The 21,927-nt window shown below is 31.2% G+C and carries 18 protein-coding genes and 3 pseudogenes; 7 read left to right on the plus strand and 14 right to left on the minus strand.

Annotation, left to right across the window (positions count from 1 at the left end; translation table 11 throughout):
* Positions 1 to 3: 3 nt before the first annotated feature.
* Positions 4 to 1,236 (plus strand): sensor histidine kinase, encoded by a 1,233-nt coding sequence (locus DET63_RS04335; RefSeq protein ID WP_113935970.1) that lies wholly within the window; start codon positions 4 to 6, stop codon positions 1,234 to 1,236.
* Positions 1,237 to 1,770: 534 nt separating this feature from the next.
* Here the strand turns inward: DET63_RS04335 and DET63_RS04340 are convergent.
* The 3 genes from DET63_RS04340 to sigI form a co-directional block, all read right to left on the minus strand.
* Positions 1,771 to 2,046, minus strand: a complete 276-nt coding sequence (locus DET63_RS04340) for an ArsR/SmtB family transcription factor (RefSeq protein WP_002146515.1) — start codon at positions 2,044 to 2,046, stop codon at positions 1,771 to 1,773.
* 180 nt (positions 2,047 to 2,226) lie between these two features.
* Positions 2,227 to 3,576 (minus strand): anti-sigma factor domain-containing protein, encoded by a 1,350-nt coding sequence (locus tag DET63_RS04345; protein ID WP_113936104.1) that lies wholly within the window; start codon positions 3,574 to 3,576, stop codon positions 2,227 to 2,229.
* Positions 3,569 to 4,291, minus strand: coding sequence for an RNA polymerase sigma factor SigI (gene sigI, locus DET63_RS04350; RefSeq protein ID WP_113935971.1), 723 nt, complete (start codon positions 4,289 to 4,291; stop codon positions 3,569 to 3,571). The genes DET63_RS04345 and sigI overlap by 8 nt, the downstream gene beginning before the upstream one ends.
* Before the next feature lie 517 nt (positions 4,292 to 4,808).
* On the opposite strand from sigI, the gene DET63_RS04360 reads away from it, so the two are divergent.
* Positions 4,809 to 5,015 carry a hypothetical protein gene (locus DET63_RS04360; RefSeq protein WP_000834521.1) on the plus strand — a complete coding sequence of 69 codons (207 nt, stop codon included), beginning with the start codon at positions 4,809 to 4,811 and terminating at the stop codon, positions 5,013 to 5,015.
* Positions 5,016 to 5,083: 68 nt separating this feature from the next.
* Here DET63_RS04360 and DET63_RS04365 read toward each other — a convergent pair whose 3' ends face one another.
* The 3 genes and pseudogenes from DET63_RS04365 to DET63_RS30515 all read right to left on the minus strand — a co-directional run.
* Positions 5,084 to 5,455, minus strand: coding sequence for a hypothetical protein (locus DET63_RS04365; RefSeq protein WP_113935972.1), 372 nt, complete (start codon positions 5,453 to 5,455; stop codon positions 5,084 to 5,086).
* A gap of 61 nt (positions 5,456 to 5,516) precedes the next feature.
* Positions 5,517 to 5,876, minus strand: a pseudogene (locus tag DET63_RS04370) (recombinase family protein); the annotation flags it as partial.
* Positions 5,869 to 5,937, minus strand: a pseudogene (locus DET63_RS30515) (Holliday junction resolvase RecU); the annotation flags it as partial. The pseudogenes DET63_RS04370 and DET63_RS30515, both read right to left, overlap by 8 nt.
* 129 nt (positions 5,938 to 6,066) lie before the next feature.
* Between DET63_RS30515 and DET63_RS30520 the strand changes: the two are divergent.
* Positions 6,067 to 6,363: a hypothetical protein gene (locus DET63_RS30520; protein ID WP_002142559.1), complete on the plus strand. Its 297-nt coding sequence runs from the start codon at positions 6,067 to 6,069 to the stop codon at positions 6,361 to 6,363.
* Between the two features lie 1,401 nt (positions 6,364 to 7,764).
* Here DET63_RS30520 and DET63_RS04380 read toward each other — a convergent pair.
* Positions 7,765 to 8,508: a M15 family metallopeptidase gene (locus tag DET63_RS04380; protein ID WP_181777895.1), complete on the minus strand. Its 744-nt coding sequence runs from the start codon at positions 8,506 to 8,508 to the stop codon at positions 7,765 to 7,767.
* 244 nt (positions 8,509 to 8,752) lie between these two features.
* Here DET63_RS04380 and DET63_RS04385 point away from each other — a divergent pair, with 244 nt between their 5' ends.
* Positions 8,753 to 9,007 (plus strand): SunI/YnzG family protein, encoded by a 255-nt coding sequence (locus DET63_RS04385; protein WP_002165351.1) that lies wholly within the window; start codon positions 8,753 to 8,755, stop codon positions 9,005 to 9,007.
* 540 nt (positions 9,008 to 9,547) lie between these two features.
* Positions 9,548 to 9,901: pseudogene (locus tag DET63_RS04395) on the plus strand (hypothetical protein); the annotation flags it as partial.
* Between the two features lie 188 nt (positions 9,902 to 10,089).
* Here the strand turns inward: DET63_RS04395 and DET63_RS04400 are convergent.
* The 6 genes from DET63_RS04400 to DET63_RS04430 all read right to left on the minus strand — a co-directional run bounded on the left by DET63_RS04400 (position 10,090) and on the right by DET63_RS04430 (position 16,867).
* Entirely contained in the window at positions 10,090 to 10,371 is a 282-nt protein-coding gene (locus tag DET63_RS04400) for a hypothetical protein (protein WP_113935975.1), read from the minus strand.
* Positions 10,372 to 10,401: 30 nt separating this feature from the next.
* Positions 10,402 to 10,596: a hypothetical protein gene (locus DET63_RS04405; RefSeq protein WP_142675673.1), complete on the minus strand. Its 195-nt coding sequence runs from the start codon at positions 10,594 to 10,596 to the stop codon at positions 10,402 to 10,404.
* Between the two features lie 118 nt (positions 10,597 to 10,714).
* Positions 10,715 to 11,029 (minus strand): DMT family transporter, encoded by a 315-nt coding sequence (locus DET63_RS04410; RefSeq protein ID WP_061675676.1) that lies wholly within the window; start codon positions 11,027 to 11,029, stop codon positions 10,715 to 10,717.
* A complete protein-coding gene (locus tag DET63_RS04415; RefSeq protein WP_002090534.1) occupies positions 11,029 to 11,370 on the minus strand; it encodes a DMT family transporter in 342 nt (113 codons plus the stop codon). Before DET63_RS04415 ends, DET63_RS04410 begins: the two co-directional genes overlap by 1 nt.
* Before the next feature lie 1,005 nt (positions 11,371 to 12,375).
* Entirely contained in the window at positions 12,376 to 12,969 is a 594-nt protein-coding gene (locus DET63_RS04420; protein ID WP_113935977.1) for a TasA family protein, read from the minus strand.
* A 628-nt stretch (positions 12,970 to 13,597) separates the two neighbouring features.
* Entirely contained in the window at positions 13,598 to 16,867 is a 3,270-nt protein-coding gene (locus DET63_RS04430; protein ID WP_113935979.1) for a VaFE repeat-containing surface-anchored protein, read from the minus strand.
* A gap of 1,035 nt (positions 16,868 to 17,902) precedes the next feature.
* Here DET63_RS04430 and DET63_RS04435 point away from each other — a divergent pair.
* A complete protein-coding gene (locus DET63_RS04435; RefSeq protein ID WP_016100949.1) occupies positions 17,903 to 19,159 on the plus strand; it encodes an ATP-binding protein in 1,257 nt (418 codons plus the stop codon).
* A gap of 168 nt (positions 19,160 to 19,327) precedes the next feature.
* Here the strand turns inward: DET63_RS04435 and DET63_RS30040 are convergent, their stop codons facing one another.
* The gene (locus tag DET63_RS30040; protein WP_033732005.1) at positions 19,328 to 19,522 is read right to left on the minus strand and encodes a hypothetical protein; all 195 of its coding nucleotides are present in this window, start codon (positions 19,520 to 19,522) and stop codon (positions 19,328 to 19,330) included.
* 1,449 nt (positions 19,523 to 20,971) lie between these two features.
* Here DET63_RS30040 and DET63_RS04440 point away from each other — a divergent pair.
* Positions 20,972 to 21,604 (plus strand): lysozyme family protein, encoded by a 633-nt coding sequence (locus DET63_RS04440; RefSeq protein WP_002035240.1) that lies wholly within the window; start codon positions 20,972 to 20,974, stop codon positions 21,602 to 21,604.
* Positions 21,605 to 21,927 lie beyond the last annotated feature (323 nt).

Here is a 21,927-nt window from a genome sequence, read left to right on the forward strand (position 1 = left end):
TTAATGATAAATCGAGAAATAAAAATTAATATACTTACATTAGCATTAATCTCTTTTTTATTTATTATATATCAAGTTATCACAGTTCATATTCTATATGACCATTTAAAAAATGATTATATTACTATTTGGAGTGAAATTACCGGAAAACTTATTGCACAAAACCCAGAAAATGAATACGAAATAATACAAACACTTACAAATGATACAGCGAATAAAAAAGATTATTCCAGTGATGGAGAAATGCTATTAAATCAATATGGTCTATCTGCTGAATTGGATTCAAGACTTTTTCCTTATTTAAATAAACATATATCCCAAAACAATATATACATGCTCCTTGGAGTAATAGGGTTCAGTTTAATCCTAATTTTTCTAAATTACTTACAATATAAATCTTTTTTCTTAAAAATTAGAAATGTAACAGCTGCAGCGAATAAAATTATTGAAGGTGATTACACCATTGATATCAAGGAAAATAGAGAAGGAGATTTAGCTAAACTTGCTAATTCTTTTCATAAACTGAAAAATGTTATTAGAAAAAGTATGCATAATTTATTGGAAGAGAAACAATTTTTAATTCAAACTTTACAAGATATTTCTCATCAACTAAAAACACCACTCTCAACACTAACAGTGAACAACGATATCTTATTACAAGGTAAATTAAATGAACAGCAACATCATTTTTTACACAATAATGATGTTCAAATTTCAAGAATCAGCTTTTTAATACATAATTTATTAAAAGTTTCAAAAATAGATGCTAGGGCAATACTATTTGAAAAAGAAAACTCTGATATTATTGATACAATTTATGAGGCCATTGCTAGTTTGAACAGTAAATTAAATAAAAAAAATATGAACATACATTTAAAAACCAATGAAAAAATATCACTTTTCCATGACAGTATTTGGATGCAAGAAGCTTTATTAAATATTTTAAAGAATTCTATTGAACATTCAAATGAGAATGGTTCCATTTATATTGAAGTCACAAACTCTCCTATTCATACTGAAATTATAATTCAAGATTTTGGTGAAGGTATTGCATCAGAAGATTTGCCATATATATTCGATAGATTTTACAAAACAAAAAATTCTAATAAAGAAGGGTCCATTGGAATTGGCTTAGCACTAACAAAATCAATTATCGAAGCTCATCATGGATTTATTAAAGTAGAAAGCCAAAAACACTCATTCACAAAATTCACAATAACTTTTATGAAGTATTAATAGTTCATAAAAGTTATTGTAAAATCCTAACCTTTGAGTATAATTTTAAAAAATTAATCATCTGTTGAAAAAAAGAAATTCGATTAATTTTTCATAAATGACTGTAGAGAGATAAATTTTTCGTTTTGGGGGTAATTAAAAATTTTAGCTTGATAGGCCTAGGATACCGCCACATCGCTATCAACTTAAGAAAACAAGTTACCCCAAAAAGAGAAAAATAAACTTCGATGCTATAAAAACACAAAATTTCCATTTAGGGGGTACTTTAAAATCTTAGCTTGATGTGCATGGGAAGTACCTCCAAAAACGAAAAAATTTATTTGGCGGGATTTGCTTTTGTTATCTTCATAGCGATTCGGTATCGCCACATCACTATTAAGTTAACAAAACGCTGACTTCTCAAAAGAACTAACTGCAGGGAAAGAAAATTAAATATTCTTATAAATATAACTCTCGTATAGGAGTCTTAAAAATTATAGCCACAGAATTACTTTCGTATCCTCTTCTTAATTTTGCAGGCTAGAAAATCAGCATTTAAACTAAACTTGCTAATATCGCTTTTGTACGATTGTCCGTTACCTCATAATAAATTTCTAATCCTTTTCGAGTACCTGTAACGATTTTAGCAGCTTTTAGTTTGGATAAATGTTGACTAATTGTACTTTGGGGCATTTGTAAATCCCCATACATTGTTGTTACATTCGTAGGGCCTTTTGCAAGCATTATTTTTACTAAGGATAAACGGACAGGATGTGCCAATACCTTTAATACTTCAGCGATTTCTTCATACATTTCTTTTGTTTTTTTCATATTTTTTCTCCCCTTTTATATAAATATTAATGATATCCATATATATAATTCGAAAGGATATACGATTTTATGTCCGTCATTTTAAAAAATATTAAGAAATTCCTTCAGATGGAAGGAATCCCTCTGTTCAATATTCTATAGATTTTTCTTCCACTCGATATTATGTGGTAGGAGCTTTCCTTACTGAGACCCTCTACCATTGTTCCCTTGCTGATTCCCATTATTTCCTTGTGATCCTCTACCGTTGTTCTCTTGCTGATTTCCATTATTCCCTTGCGATTCTCTTCCGTTGTTCCCTTGACCATTCCCATTATTTCCTTGCGATTCTCTTCCGTTGTTCCCTTGACCATTCCCATTATTTCCTTGCGATTCTCTTCCGTTGTTCCCTTGACCATTTCCATTATTCCCTTGCGATTCTCTTCCGTTGTTCCCTTGACCATTTCCATTATTCCCTTGCGATTCTCTTCCGTTATTCTCTTGCTGATGCCCATTATTCCCTTGCGATTCTCTTCCGTTGTTCCCTTGCTGGTTTCCATTATTTCCTTGTGACTCTCTTCCCTTGTTTCCTTGCCCATTTCCATTATTTCCTTGTGACCCTCTGCCGTTGTTTCCTTGCCCATTTCCATTATTTCCTTGTGACCCTCTGCCGTTGTTTCCTTGCCCATTTCCATTATTTCCTTGTGATCCTCTTCCGTTGTTCTCTTGCTGATTCCCATTATTTTCTTTTATTTGCTTCGGTTGTTGTTCATTAGATTGCTTTTGTTCTATATGCTCTTTCTTCTCGTTGCTTTCTTCTTTTACAGGAGATGCGTCCGATGATGCATCAGAAGATGACTTTTGTTGTTCTTGATTAGGCGGCGATGCAGGTGGAGTAAGCGATTTCTGCTTCTCTTTCTCTTGCTTTATATAAACACCTGTGCCAACTCCTGCTTTATTGGCATCCTCCCGTATTTGCATCGTACTGCTTTGATATTCGACTGTAACATGTTTTATCTCATACTCTTTCTTTAATTCCTGCATAGCCTTTTCCAACTGTGGTTCTAGCGATTTGTCCTTTGTAACAGCTGTTAGCATAACTTGCTTATCATTCGTTAAGTACTTATCCTTTTGACTCTGCTTTATAATAGTACGTATTACGTCTTGCAGATGCTTATTTTCCCACCCTTTCATTTCTTTTAAAATACGCCTTCCATCATCATTACAAGCCCGCAAATCTATAACACGAAGATCTTCCGTTACGCTCGCCTCTAAACTTGGATTTATATCAACTGAGACATAAGCAAACACTTTTTCTTCCGGTTGATTGTAGAAAAACAGCAATACGCATAGAAAACCAGCAACAATTACTGTTGTAGGCTTTAAGAAAGGTGGCATTGAAAAACGCGGTGCTCTTTGCTCTTGTTCGTTAAACGAGATTTCCTCTCCAATCATGTAAGAGTGTACTTTTCTTTTAAACGTAATAAACTCTCCATTTGGAGTTAAAACAACTACGTTATGTTTCTTTATATCCATCACAATTCCTTTATTCATCATGCTTCTCCCCTCTTATATAATCCAGAATATATGTATAGTTGTTTGCAAAGATAATACACATCGCAATAATGTATTTTCGATGTCGCTCCAACGTTTTACGACTTACCCTAACACGTGGTTCAATATGTTTAAGGGGTAACTTTTTCTTTCGGAATAGCTCTTCCATCATTTTCTCGTCTTTTATAATAATCTTTACAATTTCTATTAAGTGCTCACGCGTATCACGATGCTTAGGGGATTCCTTAGCAAGCTCTGAAAATGTGATTTTAAACTCAGCTAGCACACTTTGAAAATGAAGAATTTCCTCCTTACGGTTACTATTTTCCATCTCTTTCATATACTCCGTAAGCGATACTTGTATTTCTAATATTTCCTCTTGCTTATCTTCTTTTAAAAAGACAAGATTATGCTTAGACTCCTTGCGTATATAGTCAATTACATCTCTTTTTATAAGAAGATCAGCAAACGCTAGAAAAGATTTTCCTTTTTTATATGAATACTGTTCAATTGCTTCGTTAAACGCAAACAATCCAATACTATATTCATCATCCTGTTCTGTAATGTACCTGCGGCAGACAGACGAGATTGATTTTCTAATAAACGGCTGATACTGTACGATAAAAGCTTCCTTATCTCCTCCGTTGTTTTGTATGTTAAATACGATATTTTCTATTTTCGTTTTTTTTAAGATTTTCATTACTAAACTCAACACTAGTAATCTCCCTGCCTCCTTCTGCTTCAAATAGCAAAATGGTCACTAAACAAGTGACCATTTAACCACATTTTCTTAGTACTTTTCTTTGGGCTTGTCTACTTGCTGGTGCTCATATTTTTCGAGGCCGACTTTTTATATGACTATTTTTTCCACTTGTACTAAAGTGAAGTCTGTATTTTGTATTACTTTCTTGTTTTCTTTTGCAATACCACTTGTTCTTCTTGCTCTTTTCTATTTTAGCTGCAATCTTTGAATAACTCTTCGCTATATTTTTGGTAATTTTAGCTTTTTCTTTCATTTGTTTTCTTCTACTTATATATATTCGAAGGAATAAATAATTTTATGGGGGTCAAAAAAATATTTTTTATAAAATAGTTATTTTTTCAAAAATAAAAACCATCAATTGGAAGAAACTCGTTATAACTCCTCCTTATGGTAATTCCTTTGTAAACCTTTTTATTTAAATGTATAATTGTATTAAAAGTCTAAAATTTCAGAATCGGAGGGCAGCGTCATGAAAAGTTTTGGTACGTTAGTAATCTCTACCGTCATTTCAGCAGGCTTAGTGTATTATAATATCGATTCCTTTTATAATAAATTTACATCCGGGAATACATATTACTGGGTAAACGGTATCCTAGCTGCTGGATTCCTTATATCCTTAATTATCAACATAAAAGATATCATCAAGAAAAACTACACAACTTCTGAATCAAATTAAGGAGCCTATTATGGTTCCTTTTTCTATGCAAAATAAAAAAGCAGCTGTTAAGCTACTTTGAATTCTTCTTATCCCCAAATGAAATGATATATATATTCTCCCGTTACACGTTCATTAATTCCAGCGATCCTAGCGAATCTCATTAAGTCCGCCCCTTGAAGAAAATACACCGAGATCGTAACTGGTACTTGTGACCACATGAATTGATAAAGCTCATTCACTCTCTGATTCGTCGAAACGATTAAATCATTTACAGGTCCATGATTCCATGCAGAGGTTTGAACTGAAGTGAACGGAAGGTCTTTCCCATTAACCACTATTCTTACCACACTTTGAGTTATGTCCACAACAATCCCCTCCACCATTACAGAATTTAGACCTGTTTCTATACTCATATTCTTGATTAATAATAAATGTTTAAGGCAAACCCCTATTTTCATTTCTACTCAAAAACAATTTAAATGATAAAATAAAAAAGCAGCGCATTCGCTACTTTAAAATCTACATACTTCCCTTTTCTTTTGCTCTCTCATAAAGAACCGTGCGGCTTACACCTGTAACCTCACATATCTTCTTTACTGTAAGCTTGTTTTCCTTTCGGTTTGCAAGCAGATCTAAAGCATGTTCCATATTAGGATTATCATCATCGTACTTCTTAGGGCGCCCTTTATAAACACCACGCTCTTTAGCTAGTTCAATACCTTCTCGTTGCCGCATTCGAATTAGTTCACGTTCTAACTCATTAACACCAGCCATTACAGTGAGTCGGAAAGTGCTGTATGGATTATCGCTTGTAGTATCAAGCCAATTGTCTTTTAACGACTTAATAGAAGCCCCTTTTTCTTTAATTGTTTCTATGATACATTTCATTCGCTAGATTGATAAGCATTTCAAATGCCATCCCACGGTTTCCGAGTCCCATTGTTATTCCTCTCTTTCTATTAAAAGGATTATTTTGTTAAAAACTTGATTCTAATTTATAACCTCTATCTTTTTCTTTTATTTCCCATTAAAATTGAGTAAAACTATTTTGATAACATAGGAGAAAGCTATGAAACATAACCTCAATCTATGGTCCTTTATATGCTCTTTGATTTGCGTTGGACTATTCCGTTTATATTTTGAAATTCCACTTGAATTATTCAAATTTTTCACGGATTCATTACACATTCACCCTTTATTTATATTACTAGTTTTAACAATAGGAACTTTTTTTGCTGGCATTATAGGATTTTCTAAGATGAATAATTGGATTGCGATGCTTAGGAGTGTAGCAACAGTCTTACTAACATTGTTATTATCAGTTTTTTTAACACTAACTTTGATTGTGGGTTATGCATTAAGTTAAACGTAGTTTTTTATGAGTAAAACTCAATATTCCGTCAATAATATAGATGACATTAGATTTTTCTCCTTGTTCTCCCTTGGAGATGAGCAGTTAGTTTTTGCTAACTGCTCTTATATTTATAACAAAGATAAGATTCTTTAGAATGATTCTTCTTTATTTCTCAATATAAGGAGCCTTGGATTTTCATTAAAACTCCTGTAGTATATAAACAAAGAGTAAGGTAAGAGTTACTCTTTGCCATTTTAGGAAAGGTTCTGTTGGAGACAACAGGACCTTTTTTCGTAAAGAGATGGTTTTGTTTAATTTCTCACCACTAACCACAAAAAAAATATCTTATAATTGTTATATACTGAATTAAAATAATAGATTAGGAGTAGATCAAATGCCAGTTACACTAGAACTTATTCTTTTCATTCTTCTAGCAATTAGCGCTATTGGCTATTTAGTAAAAGAATTTCAAAAAACTAGGAAAAGAACACTTGGAATTTCACTAGAATTCTTGGTTCTTTTCTGGTCAATATGGAGAATATCGACTATCATAATCTGATTTGTAAAACATGAATTCCTTCGAATAAAAATCAATATTATGTCCATAATGTTGATAGGCTGTATGCCAAAATCCATTTAGTTTTCTCTGTATCTCCTTGTATTGAGCAGTTAGTTTTTGCTAGCTGCTCTTTTATTTATGAAAAAAGATAAAATTTTTATAATGATTCTTCTTTATTTCTCAATATAAGGAGCCTTGGATTTTCATTAAAACTCCTGTAGTATATGAACAAAGAGTAAGGTAAGAGTTACTCTTTGCCATTTTAGGAAAGGTTCTGTTGGAAACAGCAGAACCTTTTTTCGTGATTTAAAGGCACTAAGACAAAATGAAATATTTACCATGAAGGTAATTGTTAAATATTTTACGCTTATATAGTATAATGGGATAGTTATTGTGTATTGGCATTAAGAGGAGCGTCCTGATTAAGCGCTTCTCTTTTTTTATAAAATAGCTCCAAATTACTTGGACACATTTACCAGTTTATTCAACACAAATATCATGTTAAAATCCCTTGTGAATACGACATAACTCAACTTGGTGAAGCCCTGTAATATTTCCTGTAGGGCTTCTTTTTTTACAAGCAGTTATTTCATTAAGCTGACTACCTTGTTGTGCAAAATAACGATTTTGTTCACTTTTTTGATACATTTATAAAACATTCATATGTTATCTTCAGTAAGTTCTATTTCCTTTATAATATTGTGTGAAGTATACCAACGAACGAAGCCTAAAAAACTCTAATGAAGTGATGAAAAAAACCTAATTTCTCTACAAAACATTGAGAAATTAGGCTTTTTAATAGAAAAAGTAGCATTCATAAACAATGAATACAGTTTAACTCTTCAATTCTATTTTCACAGATTCATATATTCTTCTAAAGTCAATTTTTCCTTATATATATTTTCAGCAATATCTCCTACATAGCGAATATGCCAAGGTTCATATGCATAACCCGTAATACTTTCCTTCCCCTTAGGATAACGAATGATAAACCCTGCACGATGCGCGTTTTCTTTCAGCCATTTTCCTTCCTTCGTATTCGCAAAGGATAGCTCTAGTTCATTGTTCGCACTTTTAGAAGAAACATCCATCGTTAACCCTGTTTGATGTTCGCTATGCCCTGGCTTTGCAGAGAAGCGATCCGTATGCTCTTGCCCTTTCTTTTTAACATTGTTGGCATACAGACCTTTTTGATACCCATAGGAACGAAATCCTGAAACAGCATTCAACTGGATCCCATCTTGCTTAGCTAAAAGGAATAGTTTTTCTAACGCTTCCGCTGCTTCTTTACGAAGATGACTCTTTTCTACCGTTCCACTAAATGAGAACGGTACATTTGGTACAACTAAATCCTCTGGCATATAGTCTTCGGGTAAACCATATTCCTTATTTACTACAGCTTGTATACTAGCAAAGGAACTTGCTATCTTATTTGAAGTCCCATTTTGCTTACTATTTTTTTCTTTATTTATGGAGTTTTCACTAGTTTCATGGTTTGTCTTATATGGTTCTTTACCAATAGATATATTGGTGTAAATGATAAAGATACCTAACATTACTACTATACAAGTTAAGGTTCCTACTAATTTAAGTCTCATCATTCATTTCCTTCCTGCAACTCCTACTGTTACTCATTCATCATACTTCAACCATATCAAATCCATATTAATTCCCTGTGAACTTTTCTTCATAACGTATTCCTTAATAGATTGATAGTATATCTTCCCTTTCTTTTGGCACCCTTAAAATATCAGCTCTATTCATACATGTAGAAAAACAATCTAAAAATTTGTATAATAAGATATGAAGTGCAGCATTCTATTATAGAAAGGTCTTGGTATAATGCTAGGTATTGATGTCAAAAAAACAAAAGAAGAGTTAATTATTTCATGGCAATTTGCGGAGGTCACGATTCCATTACGTGATGTGATTGAGGTTACCGAAGATGCTACCTATGCGGGTGTTGAAGAACCAAGTGCAATCCGTATCGGAACAGCATATGGGACAACTGATCGTATATTAATTAGAACTGTAAAACAAAATTATGTATTATTTACTACGAATAAAGTGTCGATTTTAAAAGCTATTCTTGCTTAAATATGGTCATATAATAGACTCAAACAAAGTTCGAATAAAGCAAAGGAGAGAAGTCATAGAATAGACTCCTCTCCTTTGTTTAATCGAAATAAATTTTATAATCCATACTCACTTCAGTATAGCTTTTACAACATAAGTACGTCTTACTGTTTTGATTCTAATATTACTAATCTTATTAAGACCAAATCCACACATCATCATTATTTTGAGTGTTATTGTTTACCTCATGCACTTCTTCGATATGATCAACTGTGTTGTAATTAATAGAAATGCCGCCCCAGCCTACCTACTTCAAAAGCCGTTTTCACGACCCTTCCGTGCAAGTTTAAAAATATCCCTTTATCCATACAACCACTTGAAAAGGTGGTTTTTTTGTCGAAATTTATTTTTATAAAATTCAAATATCAAGGAGGTTTTACAAAATCTTACACAGAATTAGTCGTATATCGTATGGAATTGGTAATTTTTTACGATTTGTTTCATTTTATCTACCACGTTTAGACAAAATAGAAAAAACAGAAAAAAAAGGAGAGGTATAGTTTGAAAAGAAAAATTGGTACAACAATTGTAGGATTATCTGTCTTTAGTTTTGGTCTTTTTGGCTTAAACATTGGGGATGGCGGAGTTGTAAAAGCTGAACATGGCCATACTGGCGCGCCTGCCTATAATATTTGGGATACTGGTGGCGCTCCGAGATTAGAGTCACATGGGGATTCATGGGCTCCTGCTTATGATCATGGAAGACCTCCTATTTCATCATACAATAAAGGAGATACTTGGGCACCTTCATTTACAAATACTCATGGGGAAGGTTGGGCTCCTAAAAAAGAGACTCATGCAGATTTAATCGCTCCTACGTTAGAATCTCATGGTAATACTGGCGTGGCTCCTGCTAATACAGAACCTGGCGGAGATATCTAAGTTACCAAAAGGGGATCAAGTTAGATTTTAAATGATCCGTATTCTAAAAGAAAACTATTTTACGTAACAAATATGATGTATACGCATGTTTTCTAATGTGGTACACTGTAGCCGAGAGAAATCTCTACTACATAAGTGGTTTTCAAGTCTAAAAAATACACCTATACAATAGGTGTATTTTTGTTTCCAACTCGTTTCTTTCTTCTCATCCTCTTTATGACTTCCCATTTTTCTATTGTATATACTTCTGGATTGTAGTCATGCAATATACGAAACGGATTGTTCTTCCAAAAATTATGTAAGGGCGTTGATAAGTCATTTGCAACAACCCACTTCGTATCACATGTTTGTAGTACATCTTCTTCTGCCATCTTATATTTTTCTTTCAATAATATATGTAATACCTGAAGCGCGGTTGATTTATTCCAATATCCTTTTCGCACTCTACAAAATTTCCATTATTGAAATTCACCTCAATATGCTGCATTTAAATAATGAAAAGGATTGTTCCCCCAATGCTTATTGAGCGGGGGTGATAGATTATTTTTTCTAATCCATTCCATATCGAACACTTCTATTAATTTTGAATCTGAAAGCTTTTCATTTTCTTCAATCACCCATTTCAGTACTTCTATCCCTTTTTCTATCCACAGTATTAATTGCATCATAAGTATACACACGTTATAATAGTCACCTGATTACATATGAAGAGGTGCAAAAAATGAAGAAGATAATTTGCTTAATAAAAACAGATTATCTTCTTCATAGTACAATCTAAAAAATCATTTATGAAACGAGTTTTAAACCTATTGCAGCACCTAAAACCATACCTATAAAGATAAGTCTTCTCCAGTCTTTTGATTCGCCATAAAAAACCATGCCTAAAATTGCACCTCCAGACGCACCAATTCCAGTCCAAATTGCATAAGCGGTTCCCATAGGTAGTGTTTCCATTGCGTAAGCAAGAAATATAAAACTTAATCCAAATCCGAGAATTAACAAAGCTAATGATTGCCAATTTTGATCTTTATGCAATTTATTTATCATAGCAACACCAAACATTTCAAAAAGACCTGCTAAGATTAAAGAAATCCATGCCATTAGGATTCATCACCTTTCTGAACTTTGTCATCTGTAACTAATTTCAAGCCAATTACTCCAGCTAATAAAAATAAAATCAAGAGTACTTTTCCCACTTTAAATGGTTCACCAAAGAACAGGATTTCAGAAAAGACAGTTCCAGCTGTACCTAACCCAACAAAAACAGCATAAACAGTTCCCACGGGAAGTTTTCTTCCTGCCATGATCATTAAATAAAAGCTGAAAAATATAGCAATGATAGTCCCCGTCCAAGTCCAAAAATCATCAGCATTTTTTAAACCAATAACCCAAAAAATTTCAAAGAAAGCAGCAATAAATACTTTAATCCAGTCTTTACTCATCTAAAAGACACCTCCAATTTTATTCTTACCAAAAAAAACAAAAAAAGCCTAAGAGAAAACTGTTAAACAGTTTCTTCCAGGCTTTTATCCTTCCGTTACACAGTAAAGCTGTGAGTTTTCTCTCGGACAAGACCAAAACTAAATATACATACACACATGAAAACAAAATAGTTTAATGCTTTGTATACATCTTTCATTCTCATCGCTCCCTTAACTATATTTTCCCATTTTGGAATCCGCTTAGCGTACAAGATTCGTATTTTGTTGACGAGACCACATTAAATAGTTTACCTAAAGTGTTACCGATAATAGAAAATATAATTGAGCGATACTTTTTTCTTTATTATATAAAATTTATATAACAAACGTGGAATTTAACAAAGTGGACAATTGAACCCCGTAACTCATATATCTCGCACATTGATTCATAGATAAAATATTTTAACAAACGTTTGTTTAATTCTCCTACACCAAATTTCTTCATCACATAAATAAAAAAATAAGAATACCCCATTTACATATATTCATGAATTATATTTAGATATAATATGAAATTCATTTTCTTATAGTTAATTAATCTTAAACATAAATATATACCTTTCTGTAAGAATGCTACATTCTTCTCTATTTACCTACACTCACATTTTTTATAATTTATTATGATATAAATATTGTTTTAAAGTGTTTTGTGCAAAATAAACAATTGAGGTTTTTAGGAATTATAATCAGGGTTTTATTTTCTCTCTCTAAATTTACGTAATTTTCAAATATTAAAACTTCACATGTTAGGATTTGGTATATAATGAAGGCAACCCGTAGTTAGAGTGTTTGCTCCGATTCAAATTATGAGATAGTTTGTTTCACCTTTTTTGCATTATCTAAAAAAGAACTTGTAGGGATTCCTACAAGTTCTTTTTGTTTCTCATTTTAAATAACCTACAATCTTTTAAATAATTAAAAGGCATAAACTCAGTTTTACTTTTTACCAGTAACATGCTCTTAAATTTATCTTTCTTGTCCATCTGTTTGATTGGCTTGGAATTCCATTTTTAGCGCAATACTATCCCCTTGGAACACGTTCTGATCTGTGCCGTTGTCTTCAAATACAAACTTTATCCAAAACCAATCCATTTTCCCAGGTTTTAATCCCCCTGTTTCATTCCACTTAGAATGAAATACTTTTTTGGAGGCAATCTCTGGGCTTTGCGATTTTAGTTCTTCAAGAGTTGTCTCGTATACAGGGCTTTTCGCAGGATCCCAATCCAAAAGAAATTGTACTTTAATATGTTTACCGAAATCTTCTGTAGTGTTATTTTGTTTTAAATCGTTTACAGTATAGTCTATTTTCATCATGATATCTTTAATATTTAATGTACCACTATTTTTTAAATTGAATTTCTTTAATATTTTGTCCCCAGGTTTTAAATTTTCTAAGTTAAGTGAAGTAGTTGGTTGCATAGCTAAATCCAATGTACCTGAAGCAAATGAATTATTTGTCACCACTTGATCGCTAAAATATGCATATGTTCCCCCACCAATTAAAGATAAGCCAAGAGCGGCTGAAACCACTCCAACACCTAATTTCTTTTTCAATGACATTTTTTGTTCCTCCCATATCATTTTTATAATCTTTCTCCCTAATCAACTGAAAAGGTCCCCTTAATACAGATATACCACAAATTGTTAAAAAATTATATTAAAAGCAGAAAATTCCTTATTGAGAAAATTATGTTATTATTTATCTTCTGTAAGTGAAACGTCCCAAAATAGAAAAGTTGAATTTATAATTATCAAAACCTCCCCCAAAAACAAATTAATATTAACTACCCTTTATTTCCAATCCCTATCTGCAAAATCAAATCGATGCAAACAAACAAGATAATCAAGTTTCAAAAACGCAAGCCTGGAGAGATAGAATGAACAAAAGTTATAGCGCAATTGAAAGTGTAAATACAAATTTCAAAACATATCCAGATGAAAAAATCCCCAACGATTTAAAGTAGAACCATCATATGCTGAAGGAAGGACTTGGCCTATTGGTAAAAAGTAAAGAATTTCTAATACTCGACTTACAAATAATGATAAATAAGTTATTTCCGCTGGAAATGTATTTACAAAACAAGGAATGAATTTAATTGATCCTGTAACAAATTTCATTTTAGATCAAAAATAATACAAGAAAATAAGCACATCTTGTAAAAAAACAGATGTGCTTATTTTTTAATTTTTATGCATTTTTACGTTTTAAGAATATAACTCCACCAACAATTAACAGTAATGCGCCTGCAGCCATAGAGATCCAACTTGTAAGGTCAGCACCTGTTTGTGGTAACCATCCAATTTTAGATTGAATTTCTTTCTTAGATTGTGGTTGTTCTTTTGGTTGTTCTGAAGTTGGAGTATTTTTATCTTGATGCGGCTGTTCTGGTTTTGGTTGTTCCGGTTTTACTTCTTTAAATTTCACCGTTTGACCCTTATCTTCGATGTCAACGTGAATAGCTACCAAGACATTATCTTGATACAATTCTTCAAACACTACCACTTCTTTACCTTGTAATGCAGAAGCATTAAATGTGAAATCGAGTGTGATAGAACCATTTTTTTCTTTTGCAGTAAACTTAGATTCTACTGTTACTTCTTTACCATCAACTAATAATGGTTTGTTTGTTGCTTTATCCATTAGTTTACCTTTTACAACGTACTCTTTACCCACGATTAAGTCTTTGTATTCCACTTTATCTTGGATTGTTACAGATTTAGAAGCGTCTAACTCTTTAGAACCATCAACCTTATTTGTAGCTGTTGTTTTAATGGAAGGTTCTACAAATCGAACTGTTTGACCTTTGTCGTTAATATCAGCATGTGTTGCAATTACTTGACCTTCATGTAACAAATCTTCAAATACAACTACTTCTCTTCCTTGCTGTTCAGCACCAACGAAAGTAAAGTCTAATGTTACAAAACCATTCTTTTCTTTTGCAATAAACTTAGTCTCAGCTGTTACTTCTTTACCATCAATTAATAATGGTTCATTAATAGCTTTGTTCATTAATTTACCTTTTACAGTGTACTCTTTACCAACAACTAAGTTAGTATACTCTACTTTATCTTGAATAGTGATAGAATCCTTTGAATGAATCTCTTTTCCACCATCAGCTTTGTTTGTAGCAGTTGTTTTTACTGATGGCTTAACGAACTTAACTGTTTGACCTTTATCATTGATATCAGCATGTGTAGTAACAACTTTTCCGTCTTTCAGTAACTCTTCGAATAATACTACTTCTTTTTCTTCTAAACCAGTTGCATCAAAAGTGAAATCTAGTGTAATAGAACCGTTTGCTTCTTTTGGTGTAAACTTAGTTTCAGCAGTTACTTCTTTACCATTTACAACTAATGGTTTATTAGTCTCTTTATCCATTAATTTACCTTTTAAAGTGTACTCTTTACCTACTTGTAGGTCTTTGTATTCCACTTTATCTTGGATTGTTACAGACTTAGAAGTGTGCATTTCTTTTGTACCATTGGTTTTATCAGTAGCTGTTGTTTTTACTGATGGAATCTTTTCATCTTTGACAATATGTTTAATGATTTGACCATTCTCTTTGATCTCAAAAGAGAATATTTCTTCATTCAATACATAACCTTTTGGTGCAACAGTTTCTTTATATGTGTATTTTCCAAATGGTAACTTTTCAAACTTCGCGATACCTTTATCGTCTGTTTTCCCTTTAACTACTTCTTTTCCTGCTTCATTATAAATAGTAAACTCTGCATTCGGAAGCTTATTGTTTCCATCAGCTACATCAACTTTTGTAATTTCTAGATCACCTTTGATAAGATGATTAACTGCTAATAGCTCAATAATTTTTCCGTGTTCCTTTATTTCGAACACAATCGGTTCTGTAATAAGAACGTAACCATTTGGAGAAGCCTTTTCTACAAATGAATATTTACCATACGCTAAATCTTTGACGTTAACTTCACCATTTTTATCTGTCTTATATTCCCCAATTACTTTCCCGCTTGCATCTTTTAGCTCGAATACTGCACCTTCTAATTTTTTACTGATATCTTCATTATCTACTTTTAGTAATTTCACACTACCTTTCACTTCTGTATTTTCCACTGTAAAAGTAAGTGTTTTATTGTGCTCTTTAATTTCAAAAGGATACTTTGTTTTATTTCCAATATATCCATTAGGTGTTTTTGTCTCTAAGAAATAATATTTACCATACGTAAGACCATCAACATTTGCAATTCCATTTTCTTTTGTTACTACTTTTTTCACTTCTTTTCCATCTTCAGTAAAGACCGTGAATTCAACATTAGGTAACATCTTACCTGAATCACTAAGTTTTTTTATTTCGATGTTACCTTTTACTTTGTTGTTTACTACTTGAACAGCTCCTATTTCCCCTGTCTTAACTTCAATAGTTTGTGGTTTATCACCTGAAACATAACCTGTTGGTGCTTTAATTTCTTTTACTGTGTAGGTACCAATTGGTAGGTTATTTAATTCTGCAGTACCATCAGCACCCGTCGTGATTTTTCCAACTGATTCATTATTTGCATTAAAGACTTCAAATACTGCACCAGCTAATATTTCTCCATTTTCCCCAACCTTTTTAATTTTTAAAGAACCAGCAGCTTCCCAATTTACTGCAAGGTCACTACTAAGCTTTTCCTCATTTCTTTCTAGTAGCACTGTAGCATTCTGAACAGTATCAGTACCGCGATAAGCAATTGCTTGAACTTTAGTTAAATTTGCAGCAACACTTAGATTAAATTCACCTGTTTTTGTATCTTTAGGAATTTGGATACGGAATTTTTCCCCAAGTGAAAGCTGATCTTTCACTTCTCCATTTTCACTAACAATTTTAACTCCATTAGGTGCATTTTTCGCTACTACTTTATAAGAACCACTCTTAGCATTTGTTTGTACTGTGTATAGGTTTGTTTCAAAAAACTCACCCTTTAATTCTGCCTTTTGCTTTTCAGCAGGAATCACATTCATAAAAATATCTTGAGTATCTTCACTTGTATTTGCAGCATTAATAATTGTCTTAGCCGCTTTTTCAACATTTTTATTTTCATGCTTTAATTCATTTACATCAAGTTGACCTAATGCATTCCAAACCGCAAGCTGAGTTGCATAATGTGCTTCATTCTTATTAGCTACTCCCAGTTGTTCTATACTTTTTTGTGGGAAACCATTTAATAGAACCCTATATACTACATTATCTGTTTTCCCCATTTCAGGAAGATCTTCACCATTTGGTGATTTTAAACCTAGAGTTAAACAATAAGCAATTTGACCGCTTGAATTTTTGATAATTTCAGTTCGGATATCCTTTCCTAAACTGTTGCTATAACTCCAGTTCATTGAATACTTTTCATGCGTCATAACCTCCGCATTTGCCTTCGGTAGAAACACATTAAAGAATAATGCTAGTACTGATAATAATGCAAAAACTCTTTTAACAACTCTTTTCCCCAATTTTAAAACCTCCCTAGATAAAATGAATCCGATGTATTATTCAAATATTTAAAATAATCACAACGAAGATATTTCATATTATAAGACATAAAGTTACAAATATTATATTATTTTTACAAATTATTCATTTTCTCAACATCCACTATAAATTATAATATTAAAACATTTCTTTTTACAAAAGTAACAATATTAGGATAACTTAACAAAATAAGAAACTTGGTAAAATACTAGAATAACGGTAGTTGGCGTACGGAAACGATTCTTGGCATGAAGGACCACTCCAAAGATATTTTAATATGTAAACAGATATTTTCAGATTGAATATATGTATTAATAATGAAATTTTATTGCATTTACACCTGCAATGTTTATATAAAAGATAGTAAATTATGTTTTTATAGGATTTTTTCTATTAGTTTACTGAAAATTTGCATTATTATGTGACAATAAATATCATTGTATTTAATATAAAATGATATAAAAAAAGGGGTACGTAAATAATTATTAGAACTTTCAATCAATTAATTATACTAAAATTAGTATTAAGAATATTAGTAAAAAAGTAACAACGTTATTACGAAGTTCGAATATTGGTCTAAGTACCCTAGCATCTCAATGGTAACCTCTTGAATACTTTTACGTTTTTAAATAAAATAAATTGAAATAACAAAAAAATAATAATTTTTAATTTTTTTCTTTGTAATTTAATAAGTTGCATGTTAATATGGCGAAGGTTATAAAATGGATTTCGCCATACACAATGTTTTTTCGGAATATTCACTCCAGAGAAACGTAACTATTTCAGTAATTTGCTTCATCTTTTACCTATACAAGGGCTACTTTCAATTTTTTTGTTCATAAGTAAAAGTAACTTTTTATTCTATCTTCCTCATCAATTTTAATATAAATGGTAAAAAAGCACTTTTTCAAGTGCCCTTCCTTTTCTTTTTTAAAGATAGAAAATCTAATAAAAGCAAACACCTAGATTAAACACATACATAATCCTACTTACAAACTCTCAGAGAGGTATAAACTATGGGAATTCCTACACTATTATTAAATACATTTATTATTATTATTTGTATCCTTAGTTACCAAGTATTTTGGCTAGAACATAAAGAAAAAATGGCATGTAATAATATATTAATTTCTGTACTTTCCTCCATTGCAATTATTTTTTGTATGACTTTTCCTTTTCATTTACACGCTGGGTTCATTTATGATTTACGTTTTATTCCCATTATATTAGTTTTTCTATATGGAAATACAAAGAGCATTATTTGTATTGGAGTTTTATATCTTTCTTATAGATTTTACTTAGGTGGAAGCGGAGTCTTCCCATCATTTATTATCTTTACTGTTATTTCTGTTATTACAATCATGTTTCGTTACTTGTCACCTACTTATTTCAAGGAAAAGAAGATATTATTAAGTATTCTACTTATTTTGATATGTACAACTTCCCTTTCTATCTGCGGTATTGTAACGCAAATAAATACAGGTGGTAAAATTGACTCTACTCTCATTGAATTTTTATTCAATTATATAATCATAAATATTTTCACAGTATTATTATCAGTTTATTTAATAGAAGGAATGATCGAGAAATATAAAATAAAAGAAAGAATGCAAAGAGCAGAAAAATTTTATATAGCTAGCGAACTAGCTGCATCGATCGCGCATGAAATTCATAATCCACTGACCACGGTACGTGGATTCACTCAATTACTAAATGAAGATGAGAGTGCTAAGATGTCTCAAGATAAGTACTTAGAAATTATGTTACTTGAAATGCAGCAAATACAATCTACTATTAATAACTATTTATCTTTAACCAAACCACAAAACATTATAAAAGAGGAACTAGATATTAATTACATATTAAATCAAGTGAAAGATAATATTTCACCACTCGCTCTTTCATATAATGTTGAAATAAAACAGCATATTACAACAGATTCCCTTTACATAAATGCTAATACTGAAAAATTAAAAATATGTCTAACCAACATCATACAAAATGGAATTGAGGCTATGAAAAATGGTGGCGTATTACAAATAAATATACAAAAAATAAAAGATAATATTGTAATTGATATTATTGATACAGGAATAGGAATGTCTTCCCAACAAATAAAACGTATTGCCTTGCCATTTTATTCAACAACAGAAAAAGGTACTGGGCTTGGTACTATGATTGCGTACAGTATTATTAAAGAATTAAACGGAGATATAGAGATAGAAAGTGAACTAGGAAAAGGAACACACTTTTCTATCACTATCCCCTGCTAATATAATAGAAGATTTATTTAAATGATATTATTTTGTAGCTAATATAACCATATAAAAAGAAGACGTAACTATTCGTCCTCTTTTTATATGGTTCTGGTGCAAAAATGTTAGTTAGAAACATAGAGTAGCAATTTCACAATTTATTCACAAGTACCGTTAAGCGCAAGTTTACGTTAAGTATGCTATTTGCATAATAATGTTTTCAAGAAAAAAGTAGCTGTACTTTTGTGCAGCTACCTTTTTATGCAATAAATCAGTAATAGATATTCGAGCTGCAATAAATGCCCCTTTTATACTTTGAAATGTAATTTGCAAACTACAATTTGACATAATTCTAATAGTATGGGACGTATATTTCTCCATAAAAGCAACTTATTTTTATCTCTTTTAAACAATTTATCATATTATTTTCATCTAATTAGGCACAGAAACATTTTGCAAAATCTTACTACTTTTAGGAAAAACGTTTTTAGGGTACATTTTAAAATAGCTCTTTTTCTTTGAAATGTTTCTGTGCTTAATATTTAAAATATCTTATGTCAAAATTTTCCGCAACAAATATGTTAAATTATTCATAATTATATATAATACGGAATATTAAAGTTAAATATTCCGTATTATACTCTATTAAATATAGCGTATTTAATTTATTAGTAATTAATTTATTAGTCTAAGTATGAATTATAAAGTATATTCGTTTAAAATTGTCACAATATAATTTTATATTCGACGTTTTTAATTACTCGTGAAACATTTGCAAATGTTTTAACCGTTATGTATAAGGTAAATATCCCCTCTAAATATAAGATTTACTTAATTTAGATTCTTTCTCTCATAGTCGTAATGTCGAAAAAAGTCGAATTTTTATATTTTTTCTTTATTTTCTAGTTGTAAACGTTTTATTTTCATATTACCATCTTAATCAAACATTAGATGGTAATAAAACTTAAAGTATTTCTTTCCCTTAGAGACATATAAACGTTCGGTAATACCATGAAAATAAGGCCAAAGAAATATGAGTTACCTGATAAAAGATTTAATAGGATTTTTACCACTTTAATTTTCTGTCAATTCAGAATGTAACACTTTAACATTTTGTCCCTAAACAAAATTTAAATTTTAGTTTGGTAAACTCAAAAAGCTAAATCACCCACCCAAATTAATAAATGATATATCCTGTTATATCTAGCGATCAGTCATGAGAAATAAATTTCTTCCTAAGAAAACTTAGCCCATTAATAAAAAGTGTCTAAATTTCTATCTTTATTACCATCTATTGTTGATAACATATTTACCAACTATAAAAAAGAGCCTATTGAAGGTTCTTTTTATTATAATCATTAGCACTTCAATTATTGATAATCATTGGTGTTGAATCTTTATTCCCTCACCTTATATAGCTTTCTTTTATTAACACTTGAAGACTTATTGAGGTACGGTTCTGATTTTAATTTTTTTTATTTTTAAGCGACTAATTTCCGAATGATGGGCCATCCACAGTTTTATATCTAATAAAGAAAGAATTATATCTGTTTCAAGTGATATTTTGCTTATCTCCTTCTCTCTTATGGGTTATGTAGATAATATATCTCTTGAATCTAGAGCCTTTAGAACACATAATAGATACCCTAAAAAATGGACTTTATTTTATCTTTATCTTATCTTTACCTTATCTTTAAATTTTTCTATTAAACTTAGCATTTAGAAAAAAATTTTCGAGTCTAAAAAAGCTGGGAAATAGAGAATTATTGAATTTTTTTAATAACCAGCCACCATTGAAAATAGGGTTTCTTGTAAAAGGAGGAGTAATATTTGAAGAATAAGAGAAAAGTACAAACTATTATATTATTCTTTATTAGTATTTTAGGGTTAGGAACAATAATCGGGATACTATATTTTAATGACAAAACCAATACTCAAAAAAATAAAGCGTTCGCTACCGAGGAACGTTTATTGCAATATGAGCCCATCATGAAAAAAGAATTAGAAAAATATAATTTGGGAGAAAAAACAGCAATTTTACTAGGAATTATGTACCACGAGAGTAGGGGTGAGGGCAACGACCCTATGCAATCTTCCGAATCACTTGGATTAAAGCCAAATGAAATCCAAGAGATAAACTTGAGCATTAAACAAGGGGTAAAGCACTTTGTTCAAATGTATAGATATGGAGAAGAAAAAGGTGTTAGCATGGATACAATTATCCAAAGCTATAATATGGGGCCAGGCTATATTGATTTTATTGCCAATCAAGAAGCTAAACAACACTCGGAAGATACAGCTAAACAGTTTTCTAAGTTGAAAGTTGATCAGAATCCAGCTACATACACTTGTGGTGGAAATAAACAAAATTTTAGATATCCATATTGTTACGGTGATTTCACATATACAACAAAAGTGAATGAAAAAGCAAAACTTATTGAAGAACGCCTCCAAAAAAATTAAAATTGTATATATTTGTTTGAAGGAGTTTTCCATTTACTTTTATATGGTTTTTCATCAACTTTTATCCCCTCTTACCATCTAAATGTATATATACAACTATCGTATCATATTTCAATTTAAATACGGCTCTAGTTACATATTTCGCAAGAAATCTATCCAGAATATAAATAAAATCACCATTTTACATGAAATAGTATCCACTTAGCGAATTCATTAGGCATAAAAATAAATGTAGATTCAATAAAAAGAGAGTACCCTCGCTATTGGTGCTCTCAATGTGAATTGGGGTTTATCCTGAGCATTGAATAGGACACGAAAAACTC

The organism is Bacillus sp. DB-2 (assembly GCF_003315125.1).
Classification (GTDB): Bacteria; Bacillota; Bacilli; order Bacillales; family Bacillaceae_G; genus Bacillus_A; species Bacillus_A mycoides.

Coding starts and splice junctions, on each gene's coding strand:
- DET63_RS04335 (WP_113935970.1), top strand. CDS start 4: ATGATAAATCGAGAAATAAAAATTAATATACTTACATTAGCATTAATC.
- DET63_RS04340 (WP_002146515.1), bottom strand. CDS start 2,046: ATGAAAAAAACAAAAGAAATGTATGAAGAAATCGCTGAAGTATTAAAG.
- DET63_RS04345 (WP_113936104.1), bottom strand. CDS start 3,576: ATGAATAAAGGAATTGTGATGGATATAAAGAAACATAACGTAGTTGTT.
- DET63_RS04360 (WP_000834521.1), top strand. CDS start 4,809: ATGAAAAGTTTTGGTACGTTAGTAATCTCTACCGTCATTTCAGCAGGC.
- DET63_RS04365 (WP_113935972.1), bottom strand. CDS start 5,455: ATGAAAATAGGGGTTTGCCTTAAACATTTATTATTAATCAAGAATATG.
- DET63_RS30520 (WP_002142559.1), top strand. CDS start 6,067: ATGAAACATAACCTCAATCTATGGTCCTTTATATGCTCTTTGATTTGC.
- DET63_RS04380 (WP_181777895.1), bottom strand. CDS start 8,508: ATGAGACTTAAATTAGTAGGAACCTTAACTTGTATAGTAGTAATGTTA.
- DET63_RS04385 (WP_002165351.1), top strand. CDS start 8,753: ATGCTAGGTATTGATGTCAAAAAAACAAAAGAAGAGTTAATTATTTCA.
- DET63_RS04405 (WP_142675673.1), bottom strand. CDS start 10,596: ATGATGCAATTAATACTGTGGATAGAAAAAGGGATAGAAGTACTGAAA.
- DET63_RS04410 (WP_061675676.1), bottom strand. CDS start 11,029: ATGGCATGGATTTCTTTAATCTTAGCAGGTCTTTTTGAAATGTTTGGT.
- DET63_RS04415 (WP_002090534.1), bottom strand. CDS start 11,370: ATGAGTAAAGACTGGATTAAAGTATTTATTGCTGCTTTCTTTGAAATT.
- DET63_RS04420 (WP_113935977.1), bottom strand. CDS start 12,969: ATGTCATTGAAAAAGAAATTAGGTGTTGGAGTGGTTTCAGCCGCTCTT.
- DET63_RS04435 (WP_016100949.1), top strand. CDS start 17,903: ATGGGAATTCCTACACTATTATTAAATACATTTATTATTATTATTTGT.
- DET63_RS30040 (WP_033732005.1), bottom strand. CDS start 19,522: ATGGAGAAATATACGTCCCATACTATTAGAATTATGTCAAATTGTAGT.